Annotated in this window: 11 protein-coding genes; 4 read left to right on the top strand and 7 right to left on the bottom strand. The window is 71.1% G+C overall.

What is annotated here, in order from left to right; translation table 11 throughout:
• Positions 1–3 precede the first annotated feature (3 nt).
• The 3 genes from BL253_RS01280 (at position 4) to BL253_RS01270 (ending at position 3,178) form a co-directional block, all read left to right on the top strand.
• Positions 4–1,005, top strand: coding sequence for a glycoside hydrolase family 26 protein (locus tag BL253_RS01280; RefSeq protein WP_241834405.1), 1,002 nt, complete (start codon positions 4–6; stop codon positions 1,003–1,005).
• Positions 1,006–1,305: 300 nt separating this feature from the next.
• Positions 1,306–2,061, top strand: coding sequence for an FkbM family methyltransferase (locus BL253_RS01275; RefSeq protein WP_076812638.1), 756 nt, complete (start codon positions 1,306–1,308; stop codon positions 2,059–2,061).
• A 115-nt stretch (positions 2,062–2,176) separates the two neighbouring features.
• Positions 2,177–3,178, top strand: a complete 1,002-nt coding sequence (locus tag BL253_RS01270; protein ID WP_081437889.1) for a PIG-L deacetylase family protein — start codon at positions 2,177–2,179, stop codon at positions 3,176–3,178.
• Positions 3,179–3,324: 146 nt separating this feature from the next.
• On the opposite strand, the gene BL253_RS01265 is transcribed toward BL253_RS01270, so the two are convergent.
• The 6 genes from BL253_RS01265 to BL253_RS01240 all read right to left on the bottom strand — a co-directional run bounded on the left by BL253_RS01265 (position 3,325) and on the right by BL253_RS01240 (position 9,445).
• Complete coding sequence (locus tag BL253_RS01265) at positions 3,325–4,560, bottom strand: glycosyltransferase family 4 protein (protein WP_338013675.1); 1,236 nt, start codon at positions 4,558–4,560, stop codon at positions 3,325–3,327.
• A gap of 216 nt (positions 4,561–4,776) precedes the next feature.
• A complete protein-coding gene (locus BL253_RS01260; protein WP_076812635.1) occupies positions 4,777–5,553 on the bottom strand; it encodes an SDR family oxidoreductase in 777 nt (258 codons plus the stop codon).
• Positions 5,550–6,470 carry a phytanoyl-CoA dioxygenase family protein gene (locus BL253_RS01255; RefSeq protein WP_076812633.1) on the bottom strand — a complete coding sequence of 307 codons (921 nt, stop codon included), beginning with the start codon at positions 6,468–6,470 and terminating at the stop codon, positions 5,550–5,552. The genes BL253_RS01260 and BL253_RS01255 overlap by 4 nt, the downstream gene beginning before the upstream one ends.
• Positions 6,433–7,215 carry an IspD/TarI family cytidylyltransferase gene (locus tag BL253_RS01250; protein WP_076812631.1) on the bottom strand — a complete coding sequence of 261 codons (783 nt, stop codon included), beginning with the start codon at positions 7,213–7,215 and terminating at the stop codon, positions 6,433–6,435. Before BL253_RS01250 ends, BL253_RS01255 begins: the two co-directional genes overlap by 38 nt.
• A complete protein-coding gene (locus BL253_RS01245; RefSeq protein WP_076812628.1) occupies positions 7,212–8,591 on the bottom strand; it encodes a DUF4910 domain-containing protein in 1,380 nt (459 codons plus the stop codon). The genes BL253_RS01250 and BL253_RS01245 overlap by 4 nt, the downstream gene beginning before the upstream one ends.
• Positions 8,592–8,605: 14 nt before the next feature.
• Entirely contained in the window at positions 8,606–9,445 is an 840-nt protein-coding gene (locus BL253_RS01240) for a glucose-1-phosphate cytidylyltransferase (RefSeq protein WP_076812627.1), read from the bottom strand.
• 756 nt (positions 9,446–10,201) lie between these two features.
• On the opposite strand from BL253_RS01240, the gene BL253_RS01235 reads away from it, so the two are divergent.
• Positions 10,202–11,479 carry a glycosyl hydrolase gene (locus BL253_RS01235; RefSeq protein WP_076812624.1) on the top strand — a complete coding sequence of 426 codons (1,278 nt, stop codon included), beginning with the start codon at positions 10,202–10,204 and terminating at the stop codon, positions 11,477–11,479.
• Positions 11,480–11,565: 86 nt separating this feature from the next.
• On the opposite strand, the gene BL253_RS01230 is transcribed toward BL253_RS01235, so the two are convergent.
• On the bottom strand, positions 11,566–12,006 hold the full coding sequence (locus tag BL253_RS01230; RefSeq protein WP_076812622.1) for a MerR family transcriptional regulator: 441 nt from the start codon (positions 12,004–12,006) through the stop codon (positions 11,566–11,568).
• Positions 12,007–12,424: the final 418 nt, after the last annotated feature.

The following is a 12,424-nucleotide window of genomic DNA, read 5'->3' as shown; positions in this document are numbered from 1 at the left end:
GTGGTGCTCACGGCCTTGCTGGTCGCCGTGGCGGGGCTCTCCGCGTGTTCGGGCTCGGACAAGGACAAGCCTGACAAGCCCAGCCCCGCCATCGCGTCGCTCGGTGGCCTGGGCGTGCGCTGGACGTCCGGCGCGAACGCCAACTACCCGGCGGACATCAGGCAGTGGGCGCAGTGGACCGGGCGGCCCGTCGACCTGGCGATGATGTTCGTGACGCGCGACAGCTGGGGCAGCGTGGTCTCGCCGCACTGGCCGCTGGACGCGTACACCAAGGACAAGTGGCCGGGCCAGATCTCGGTCGCCGTGCCGCTGTGGCCGGTTGACGAGAGCACCGGCACGCCGGTCGACGGCGCGAACGAGAACGACTGCGCCGCGGGCGCCTACGACCAGTACTTCGCTCAGCTCGGCCAGAACCTGCAGAAGTACGGCCGGCCCGACGCGATCGTCCGGCTCGGCTGGGAGTTCAACGGCGACTGGTTCAACTGGTACCCGCGCGACGTCGAGGTCTGGAAGACCTGCTACCAGCACGAGGTGACCGCGCTGCGCTCGACCGCTCCCCAGGTCAAGATCGACTGGACCATGAGCATGCACCGCGACACGTTGCCGGACGGGACCGACGTCTGGGCCGCCTACCCCGGCGACGACTACGTCGACATCATCRGGGTCGACTACTACGACATGTCCCCGCCGGCGCCCACGGAGAAGATCTGGGACGACCTCTGCGACAACCCGTCGGGCCTGTGCAACATCGTCAAGGAGGCCCGCGCGCACGGCAAGAAGTTCTCCGTGCCCGAGTGGGGGGTCGTGAGCACCAGCGAGGGCGGCGGTGACAACCCCTTCTTCATCGAGAAGATGTACGAGACATTTCGGGCAAATGCCGATGTCCTCGCCTATGAGTCCTACTGGAACAACTCCGAGCGCGACAACGTCCACTCGGCGCTGCTCAACCCGGTACTGAACCCGAAGTCTGCGAAGCGTTACCAGCAGCTCTTCGGCGCGGGCTGACCGGGTTTTTCCGAGTTCGTGACCTGGGGTTTCTGACGGAGCCCACCCGCGGTCGAGCCGCCGACGCTCACGCACCGTGCGCGTGAGCGTCGGGCGGCCCAGTCCGAACGACCCGCTATGTCGGGATCTCTCCCGTAACGATAACGTCCTCCCCGTGTGTGCCAGCTGGGTCATGGGTGCGCCGATTGTGTCGACAGCGCTTGAACCATCAAGTCGGCAGAGTACTGAGATCGGTACCTTCGTGGCCCCGCGGGCGCTCGATGCCTGGTCATATCGGTCAGACCTGGAGGGCCCGGAATCATGGGGGAGCAGATCAACCGACACCTGGGCAGTGCCAGACGAGTGGTGAACGATCTCGGCCTTGGCCCCGCGCTCAAGGTGGTACGTCGGAATGTCCTGCCCACCGCGCGCCGAAACGCGGAGGACGACAAGAACCTCGCGTTGTTGCTTTCCTTCGTGCTGCATGCGGACGCCAACTGCATCGACGTCGGCGCGCACCGCGGCGACGTCCTGCGGGTGATGGTGCACAACGCGCCACGCGGTCAGCACATCGCGTACGAGCCGATTCCGGACTTCTACGAGGGCCTGCGCGCCGACTTCCCGTCCGTCGTCGTGCGCCGCGCGGCGCTGTCCGACGAGGCCGGCACCAGCTCGTTCGCGTACGTGCGCAGCCGTCCGGCCTACAGCGGGCTGCGCGAGCGGCTGCCGGAGGGGACGGAGGAGGTCGAGCAGATCCAGGTGGACGTCGAGACCCTCGACGAGACCGTGYCCGCCGACCATCTGATCACCCTCCTCAAGATCGACGTCGAGGGCGGCGAGCACGCGGTGCTGAAGGGCGGTCTGAAGATGCTGACCCGGTCCCGGCCGCATGTCGTGTTCGAGTTCGGCTCGGCCGCCCGCGAGTACGGCACGACGCCCGACCAGATGTACGACCTCCTCGACGGGGACGTCGGCCTGCGCATCTACGACATGACCGGCGAAGGCCCGTACACCCGTTCCCAGTTCCGGCGGATGTTCGAGGCCGGCCGCCGGTTCAACTTCGTCGCACACGCCTAGGCTGGCCGAGCGAGAGCGGAATGCCCTGACCAGCCAGTCCGCGGGCCGGTCGGGGGAGCGGGATGCTCGTTCGGTACGCTGACGACCATCCACATATGCGCCAGGAGGTGTGGTGATGGACGGGGCGAGCAGTCTCGGGGCCGCGGGGGCTCCTGGCCGGGATGTCCAGGCCGCCAGCGTCGAGGGCTCCACCCAGCCGCCCGGCGCTTCCGCGGAAGCACCGCCCGGCGACGCCGGCACGGTGAGCCGCGTGACCGCGGCGGCCCGGCGAGGCACGGCCGCGGTTCGGCCGGCCGCGCTGCGCGAGGGGGCGCTGCTGCCCGCACGCACGGCCTACCGGCGGGCGTGGATGCGCCGCGGCCGGGACATCACCCGGGCGATGACGCGCGCCTCGTGCCTGGTGGTCGCCCCGCATCCGGACGACGAGACGCTGGGATGCGGGGTCTCGATCATGCGCAAGCGTGAGGCCGGCACCCAGGTCACCGTCGTGATCGTCAGTGACGGCGCGGCGGCCGAGCCGGCGTACCTCCCGCCAGCCGAGCTCATCGCGCTGCGCAAGGAGGAGGCCCGCCGGGCCGGGACCAGGCTCGGGCTGCGCGCGGCGGACATCCGCTTCCTCGACGTGCCCGACACCTTGGTCGGCGAGCATGTCGAGGAGGTCGCCGAGCGGCTCGCGGAGCTGATCAAGGAGCTGGAGCCGGAGCAGCTGCTCATCCCGACGTCCTGCGAGGGCCACCCCGACCACGACGCGACGAACGCCGCCGCGGTCGAGGCCGTGAAGAGGACCGGGTTCAGCGGCCAGGTTCTCGAGTACGGCGTCTGGCTGTGGACGCACTGGCCCTGGACGCGTGGCTACGGCACGGAGGGCTACACCCCTCGGCGCATGCTGCGTGACCCGATGGACCGGATCCGCGAGGTACGCCCGCTGCTGGTCGGCGCGAAGGGCTACCGCTCGCGCCAGGCGTACGCGCTCGCCGCGCACAGCAGCCAGGTCAGCGGCTCGCGCGCGGGCGGGGCCACTCTGCCCAGGTCGCTTCTCGCGGCCACGCGCAGCCCCTTCGAGCTCTACCTGGAATCCGGCGCCCTCTCACACCTGAACTTCACGCCCGGCGACTAGCGAGGCGACGCGGGCCTCCTCCCGCGACAGCGGCCGGCCGACCTCGCCGCCGGCCGCGGCCGCCGATCCCATCGCCGGCCGCGCGGCCGGCTTCGCCCGGGCCGGCTGGCCGGCCCCAAGCCAGGCCCGGCGTCGGCCAGCCGGGTTCAGTGCTTGGAGGTCGAGGAGGACTTGTCCTGCTGGAAGCGGGCGACCGCCTCCTGGTAGACCTTCTCCCGGTCACGGGCGATCTGGAGAGGATCGAGACGGGCGGCGCCGGCGCGGCCGTTCGCCCCCACGGTCCTGGCCAGCGCCGGGTCGGTCAGGTAGGGCGCGAGCGCGTCGGCGAGCGCCTTCGGGACCTCCGGCGGGACGACGTCGCCGGCGCGCCACTCCTCCACGAACGGCGCGATGCCGGTCCGGCTGGTGGTCACGACCGGGCGGCCGGCGGCCATGCCCTCGACCGCCGCGATGGAGAAGCTCTCGAACCGGCTCGGCACCGCCACCACCCGGGCCTGTCCGTAGACGTCGGCGAGCTCGCGCTGCCCGACATGGCCGGTGAACACGACGGGCACGTTCAGCTCGTGCGCCCGTCGCTCCAGCCAGCGCCCGGTGGGCACACCGTCGATTTCGCCGGACGAGCTGCCGGCGAGGATCAGCTTCGCGTCGATGTCCCGGGCGGCGAGCATGGCGAGCGCGTCGAGCAGGATGTCCACACCCTTGTTCGGCTCGAGCCGGCCGACCGTGGCGACGACGGGACCGGTGCGGCCCACGTCCGGCACGTTCGCCCAGGGGCTCGCGTCGAACGGGTTCGGCACGATCGTCACGTCCTGGCGGCGCAGCCAGCCGTACGGGCGGACGGTGTCGACCAGCAGCTGGGAGGGTGAGGTCACCACGGCCGCGTGATCGGAGGTGATCCTGTCCAGGCGGTCGGCGATCCGGCCGCGGACGGACAGGTGCGGGCTCGCGAGCCGCAGCGTCAGCATGGTCGGCGCGTGCATGTGGACGACGACCGGGCAGGACCGGGTGACCACCTGCATCAGCGCGCGGGTCTCGCCGTCCTGCGTCTCGATCACGTCGGGCCGAAGGCCGGTCTGGCGCAGGTAGGCGGCGTACGAGACGGTCAGGCTCAGCCGCAGTGAGATCGAGTCACGCGGGTAGTTCGGGCCGGTCAGGACGCGGGYGTACTTGCCGAGCGCTCGGCTGACCGGGACGCGCAGAAGCGGCCGGCGGTGGACGTGGACGCCCTCCACCACCTCGTCGACCACCCGGTGCCCCTGGGCGCAGATGACATGAACGTCGTGACCGAGAGAGGCGAGTGCCGACGCGAGTACAGCTGTGTAGATGCCCGCGCCATCCCAGACAATGGGCGGATACTGCTCACAGAGGAATGTTATGAGCAACTTTCGCTCACCATCTACGCTCCGACGCTCCATGCGGTCGACCTCCACCGCCGCCGCCGTTGGCGGCCCTTCGTTGGACCACCGGTGAATCACCGCACACCTCGGTTTCCGGACGCGTGGGCGCGTCAGCCCATGGTTGGCGCATGGACCGCGCACTGGCCGCGCCGGTGGGCGAAGTCGGCAACGTCACTCTACTGTTGTCCGACTTCGGGGACATCAGTAGCTCTTCTTCGCCGGCCGCAGATGGATCTCAGTCACCTCGGCGCCGGGCGGCAGGCTCAGCACCCCCGCCACGACCGCCGCGACGTCCTGTGGCTGGACCAACAACTCCGGTGCGTACGGCCGGYCCTCCCTGGCGAAGATGGCCTCCTGCCGAGGGGTCGCGGTGCGGCCCAGATGGATGCCGYATACCCGAATCCCGTCCGCGTTCACCTCCTGGCGCAGGCTGTCCGTAATGGCCCGCATCGCGTGCTGGGTGGCGGCGAACTGGCCGGCGTTCGCGCCCGCCCGCACGCCCTGGGACGAGTTCACCACCACGACGTCGCCTCCGCCCGCGCACAGGGCGGGCAGCAGCTCCTGGGTGAGCGCGTAGGGCGCGCGCACGTTGGCCGCGTACAGCGCGTCGAGGTCCTCGACCGGGGCCTCCGCGTGCGGCCCGCTCGCGTAGCCGCCGGCGCTGTGGACCAGGATGTCCGGCCTCGGCCCGGCGAGGAGGCCGGCGACGAGCGCGCGGCGCGCCTCGTCGTCGGTCAGGTCGACCTGCGCCGGGCTCAGCTGGCCACCGCCCGTGCCGACCGGCATCGCCTGAGCGGCCGCGGCCGCGGCCGCCGGCAGGGCGTCCAGCCGGGTCTTGTCGCGGCCGACCGCGGTCACGATCGCGCCCTCGGCGGCCAGCCGCAGCGCGATCGCCCGGCCGACGCCGCTGGACGCGCCGGTGACCACCGCCACCCGGCCGGCCAGCCGCTGGGGCTCCGGGCCCGGCTCGGACGTCACCGCGTCCCCTCGTAGACCAGGATCGCGTCCGCCATCGGGGGGACCTCGTCGTACTCGAGGCACAGGTCCTCGGGCAGCCGGGTGAGGTCGGTCGCGCGCAGGTAGTCGCGCATGGTGGTGCCGGTGCACGCCGAGTCGGCGTTCGGCGCGCCGATGTGGCCGAGCACGTCGCCGTGGTGGACCGTGCGGAAGTCGACGCTGAACCGGGTGCGCCCGGAGGTGTTCGGCACGGAGGAGTGCAGCTGCTGCGCKGAGAAGATGAGCATTCCGCCGGACGGGGCGATCACCCTGGTCTGCGGGAAGAGCTCGACCTCCTCCTCCGGCTTCGGCTGCACCCGGGTGTCGCTCTTGATGTGCTTCGCGGCCGACGCCCGGTTGGTCGCGTTCCATTCGTAGTAGTTGTACGTGGAAGAACCGTTCTTGACCGGCTGGCCGAAGTACTTCGGGTGGAAGGCCAGTCCGTTCTCCGGGACGATGTCGAACACGGGGAACCACCAGTTCAGCTGGCAGAACGGCGCCGAGTACCAGGTGTCCCGGTGCGGGTGGAACGCGTAGGCGATGCCCGAGGTGAGGTAGTCGTCGCTGGTCGACGTGCGCAGCCGGGGCACGTCGAAATAGGTCTTCTCCGGGTCGGCGCCGTGCTCGACGAGCACCTCCCGGATCAGTTCCTTGCAGCGTGGGTGGTGGATGAACCGCGGCTTCAGGTCGGCGAGCAGCGCGGCGTAGTCCTCGACCTCCATGTGGTACTGCGCGGTCTCGGGGTCGAGGTCGCCGAACGCCTCCCGCACCAGGTCCCTGGTGAACTCGGCGAAGGCGAGCGTCGCCGGCTTCGGCCCATAGACGAACAGGTCGCCCGCGTACAGACGGGCGCGCCGCTCGTCATCGGACAGCGTGGACTCGACCAGTACCGTGCTCATCGCATTCCCCTTCAGGCTCCGCCAGTTCGGGCTCGGCCGCGAGCAGGCGCCGGGCCATCGTCAGCTCTTCCGGCGTCGTCACGTGGATGTTCATCGGTTCGCCCGGCACCACGACGACGGCCGCGCCCAGCGCGGCGACCATCGCGGAGTCCTCGACGGCCTCCGTCGCGTCGGCGTGCGCCGCGCGCAGCAGATCCGCCCGGAACGCGTGCGGGGTCTGCACCAGCCGGTGGGTCTCGCGCGGCAGCGAGCGCCCCGCCACCAGGGCGTCGGCCAGGCCGCGCCCGGCGTCGCCCGGGCCGACCTCCTTGACGACCTCGGTGAGCGGCAGCCCCGGGACGGCCGCGTCCGCGCCGCCTCGTACCGCGTCCACCACCCGGCGGTACAGGTCGGCGGTGGCGAGCGGATGGGCGGCGTCGGTGATGACGATGACGCCCGCGGCCGGCGGCACCGCCGCGAGACCCGCCCGCACCGACTCGGCCCGGCTCGCGCCACCGCCGGTCACCCGTACCATCGGCCGTGCCTCCGGCGAGCCCGCGCCGGGCTCCGGCCGCCAACGATCCAGCAGCGCGGGCGGGAGCACCACGACGACACCGTCGCTCACGGGGCCCGCGGCCAGCACCGGATGCTCGACCAGCGGGCGTCCACCCAGGTCGAAGAACTGCTTCGGCCCGCCGAACCGGGTGCCACCGCCACCGGCCAGCACCACGGTCCAGACCGGACCGTCCGCGACGTGGACGCTCATGGGGTGCCCTCGGGTGACACGGCGTCCCGCGGAACCAGGAGGCCGACGCCGGCCAGCGCGTCGACGGCGGCGGTGACCGAGTCGAACTCGATGCCCGCGCGCGCGGCGATGTCGAGCAGGTCGTGTGTCCCGTCGGCGAGGTTGAGAACCCAGAGCAGGCCCATCTCGACGGCCTGGCGGTTCATCGTCGCGCCGATCGCGCGGTACAGCCCGCGCCGGCCGAGCTGCGGCTCGCCGTACGGGCTCGTGTTGCGCCAGACCGCGTTGCGCTCGCAGATCTCGATGATCCGCGTGAGCAGGCCGAACGACTCGGCCAGGTTCTCCGGGCTGACGAAGTCCAGGTTGTCCGCCGAGGTGTGGTACTCGGGGTACTCGCCGTGCTGGCCCCGCCCGAACCGGCCCACCGGCAGGTCGAAGCCCGGAGAGCAGAACTGCCGCTCGTCGTAGCCGTACGGCGAGAAGTCGACCACCCGGTGCGGCCGCCCGGTCTCCGCGAGCGCGACGGCGGCGGCCCGGTCGACGACGGCGTCGCCGCGCCTGCTGCGCTTGTAGGTGGGCTGGGAACGGTCGCCGAGGCCGGTCAGCACGAGCCCGTGCCCTATCCGGCCGACGACGTCCCGGTTCTGGGCGAGCCAGGTGATCGAGCCGATCGTGCCCGGGATGAACAGCAGCCGGAACGTGTGCCGCCGCCGCGGCAGGGCCGCCAGGTGGTGGGCCAGCTCCGTGAGGATCGCGATGCCGGACCCGTTGTCGTTCGCCGTCGCCGGATGGCACGTGTGCGTCGTGATCAGGAACTCGGTGGGCTCGCCACCGGCCGGGGCTGGCTCGGTCGCGGGCAGGACGATCTCGGCGTAGGTGAGCGAGCCGTCCGTGAGGGTGGTGTCGATGACCACCTCGTACTCGCCGTCCGGCAGCGCGCGCAGCGCGGTGTCCGTGAGGCAGAAGCCCCAGTTCTCGTTCCAGTAGGACGTCCGGTAGGGGATCCAGTCCGGCCGGTCCGGCATCGAGAACAGGTGCGGGCGCAGCTCGTCGAGGCTCAGGCGGGCACGGGTGGGCACGCTGTAGCCCAGCAGGTGCAGCGGGTGGTCGGCGATGTCGACCACCCGTGACCCGTCGGGGCCGACCAGGTAGGCCGCGCGGACGTTCCACTCCTTGGGCACCGTCCAGTCGAGCACCGGCGTGCCCGAGGGCACCTCGTGGACCTCGAACGGGATCTCGGCGGTCCCCCGGCCCTCGGCGACGGCCTTCTGGACGATCTCAAGGGTCGCCCGGACGCCGTCGCCGGTGATGCTGCGCACCGGTGCCGCGCCCAGCGCGGCGACCAGGCCGTGCAGCCGCTCACCGAGCGTGGTGCCCTGGGCCTCCGAAGTAGTCACCGTGACGTATGGGCTCAGTCGGCCCAGACCCGCCAGGGGGCGGTGCCCGCGTCCCAGAGCTGGTTGAGCTCGGTCCAGTCCCGGAAGGTGTCCATGCCCATCCAGAACCCGTCGTGCGGGTACAGGGTGAGCTCCCGGTCGCGGGCGAGCTGCTGCAGCGGGTAGCGCTCCAGCATCAGCCCCGGGTCGTCGTCGACGTACTTGTCGACGAACTCGCGCTCGAAGACGAAGTAGCCGCCGCTGACCCAGCCCGTCTGCGGGGGCTTCTCGGCGAACAGCCTGACGCCGTCGCCATCGGTCTCCAGCTCGCCGTACCGGCTGGAGGGCCGCACGCCCGTCACGGTGCCCATCCGGCCGCCGCGCTCGTGCGCCTCGTACAGCGCGGCCACGTCGATCTCGCCGACGCCGTCACCGTAGGTGAGCAGGAACCGGGGGCCGTCCAGGTACTCGCGGACGCGGCCCAGCCGGGCGCCGGTGCCGCTGAGCAGRCCGGTCTCGGCGAACGTGACCTCCCAGTCCTCGTCGCCGGCGGCGTTGTGGAACGTGGGGGTGTGGTCGTCCGAGAGCCGGAGCGTGAAGTCCGCTACCTGCTCGCGGTAGTTCAGGAAGTAGTTCTTGATCGCGTCGCTCTTGTAGCCCAGGCACAGGACGAAGCGGCGGAAGCCGTAGTGCCCGTAGGTCTTCATGATGTGCCAGAGGATCGGCTTGCCGCCGATGTCGACCAGCGGCTTCGGCAGCTTCTCGCTGGCCTCGCGCAGCCGGGTGCCCATCCCCCCGCAGAGGATGACGACCGGGATGTCCGCGGCGCCGGGGACGGTGCGGGCCGGCGTGGAAGCCGAGCTCGGGGGTGTCACGGCTGTCTGTTCTCCCAGAGTCGGACCCGGGCGTGCTCCCGGGCGTTGGTCTGCCGGCGTACGAGCGGGCCGGGGCAACGTCGGGCTGACTGGCCGAGGTGGCCACGGCCCTGGCCGGTCGTGGCCGGGACGGCCGCCGGACCGCCACTGGGAGCCAGAGGCCGCTCCCCTGGCAGGGACCGCGGGTCCTGGCGAGTCCGGAAGATCAGCTGCTCCCACTACCGCGGTGACGTCCGGGACGCTGCCGGAGTAACCGTACCGTACCGAAATTCTCGGTCCGCGCAGGCTGGGGCGGTCCCCTGACGGATGCCACGCGCCCGCCGCCGAGGGTGTGTGCGATCGCACAGTGGTGGATCCGCAACGGCGCGTGCCTGAACCTTCACTTGGCGCATGGCGGGTCGCGGCTGGCCTGGAACGGGTGATATGCCTTCTTGGTCCGTCACCAGGCCTCGTGTGTGGGTACCGGGCTGGCAACCACTGGCTCGTGTGAAGCGTCCTCTTCTTGTCGCTCTCGACCAATCTGGGCGGCAACAAGGGAAGCCCTGGGGATGGTCACAGTGTGTGCTCGCGTTCAGATCCGGCGAGTCCGGGTGTGTCGCGAGATCCGGCGAGTCCGGGTGTGTCGCGGCGCACTGATCTCGCCATGCCGCCCCGGGGCGCGGCCGGCATACGTAGTACGTTTCGGTACCTTTCGGGCGCCACTGACTCACCCTGCCCCAGTTGGGTGGCGCCACACCACGACGGAGGTGAGTGTCAGTGGCCCGCCGTCGTGGATCGACTCGGGAGCACGCACGCGAGGAGCTGCGTTACTACGGTGACGAGGCCCATCACTGGTACGACTGGCTGGTAGAGCGTTCGGGCGGCCGGGCGAGGTTCAGGAGCCGCGTGCTGCCGGGGATCGCGGTCGGCCTCGTCCTGGTGCTGGGCCTGACCGCCTGGGCGGTGACACCCAAGTCCGGCAAGCACGAGGATGACGCGGGCTTCGCGCCCGCCGCCTCGACAACCGCCGCCCCTGCCCCCGCTCCCGCCACGGCGGCCACCTCCGCGCCAGCCGTCGCCCCCGCGGGGCCGCCCGCCCGGCCCCGAGTTCAGCCCGCGAGGACCAGCGGCCCGTGGCCGACCGGGATGTCCGCCGGCAGTACCAGTCAGGCGAACACCTTCGCGAACTACCGCGGCCGGCCCAACGACGTGGTGGTCATGTTCACCGCCCGTAACAGCTGGGGATCGATCGTCGGACCGTGGATCGGCGACAGTGCCAGCCACTTCAGCAGCTTCCCCGGCACCTGGGTCGTCTCCGTGCCGATGTTCCCGGAACCGCAGAACGGTGAGAACGTCGACGGCTGGAACCAGCAGCACATGGCGCAGTGCGCCTCCGGCGCCTTCGACRGCTATTTCCGTCAGTTCGGCAACTGGCTGAACCGGCAGGGACGGTCGKACTCGTTCGTCCGCATCGGCTGGGAGGCCAACGGCAAGTGGTTCGCCTGGAAGGCCGCCGACCCCCAGCAGTGGGTCCAGTGCTTCCGCCACGAGGCCCTCGCCCTGCTCTCGGTGGCCCCACGGGTACGGATCGACTGGACGATCAACGCGCGCACCACGCTGCCGAACGGCGGCGACCCGTTCTCCGCCTACCCGGGTGACGACGTCGTGGACGTGATCGGGRTCGACACCTACGACCAGTACCCGCCGAGCTTCGACGCCGCGTCGTTCAACGCCAAGTGCGAGGACGGCCCGCTGCTGCCGGGGCCGTGCTACGTGATCAACTTCGCGCAGCTGCACAACAAGCTGTTCTCGGTACCGGAATGGGGCCTGGTCGACAAGGGAACCCCGGCGGGCCAGGCGGGCCAGGCGGGCGGCGACAACCCGCTCTACATCCAGCAGATGGCCAGGCTCTTTCGGCAGTACAGCGGAATGCTCGCCTACGAGGCCTACTTCAACGACAGCGATCCGCACAACGTGAACTCGTCGCTCACGAACCCCGTGCAGCAGCCCAATGGCTCGGCGACCTACCGCTCGCTCTGGTCGGCCACCCAATAGCCGGCCACCCAAGAGAACGAGCGCCGCTCGCCCGTCTTCGGGGCGCGCGGCGCTCTTCTCGTGTGGTACCGGGCTGGGGTTGCCGGCTACCCGCGGCGCGACCGGTCGGCGTCGTCCTGCAGGCCGGAGACGAAGGCCTCCGCGACGCCGACCTGCTGGCGCAGGGCGGCCAGCTTCTCCTCGGCGAGCACCACCCACGTGCGCAGGCGCTCCTCCAGCGCGGCGCGCGCGTCCAGGGCAAGGCCCGGACGCGAGAGCTCGTCGCGCAGGGTGAGTAGTGATCGCATCTCCTCAAGGGTGAAGCCGAGGGGCTTCATCATCTTGATCAGGAAAAGCCGCTCCACGGCGTCCTCGTCGTAGAGCCGGAAACCGCCGGCGGTGCGGCCGACCGGCATCAGCAGACCGGCCTCCTCGTAGTAGCGGACGGTGCGCAACGACAGGTTGACCCGCTCGGCGACGTCCCCGATCTGGTAGAGGTCGGCGCGACCGGTTCTTGGYGTGGACTGGCCACGGCGCGTTGTGGACAACTCTACCCTTACGTCAGGTGAGACTGGCGGGCCCCTACCGGGCAGGCCAGCTGATGGCAGATGACTGTACGTCGCGTCGACCTTTCGGCCCACCCCATCAAGCGTGCGTGCGCCCATTCGATGGGTGGCCGCGCCCGGCGGATTCGGTGGGGGGACGAGCCGCCCCCGCCAGCTGGGGGCTCCCGTACGCTGACCATGGAGTTGTTCGCTGTTATGGGGCTTCTGGCCGGGCGTGGCCTCGTGATCCTCGCGGGTGGCCGTCGCGCGCGGGGGCCTCGGCGGATCTGGGTCAGCGGACCGGACGGGAAGCCCGACGGCCGTTCGCGGGCGCGGTGGGCACCAGAACGGGGTACGGCCTTATCCAGGCCGGGCGACGGTCTGCTTCAGGCCCGCCAGGCGAGCGGGCCGCCGGACGGGC

Source organism: Pseudofrankia asymbiotica (assembly GCF_001983105.1).
Classification (GTDB): Bacteria; Actinomycetota; Actinomycetes; order Frankiales; family Frankiaceae; genus Pseudofrankia; species Pseudofrankia asymbiotica.
The sequence above is the reverse complement of the archived record's forward strand: the minus strand, read 5'-3'. Positions and strand labels throughout refer to the sequence as shown.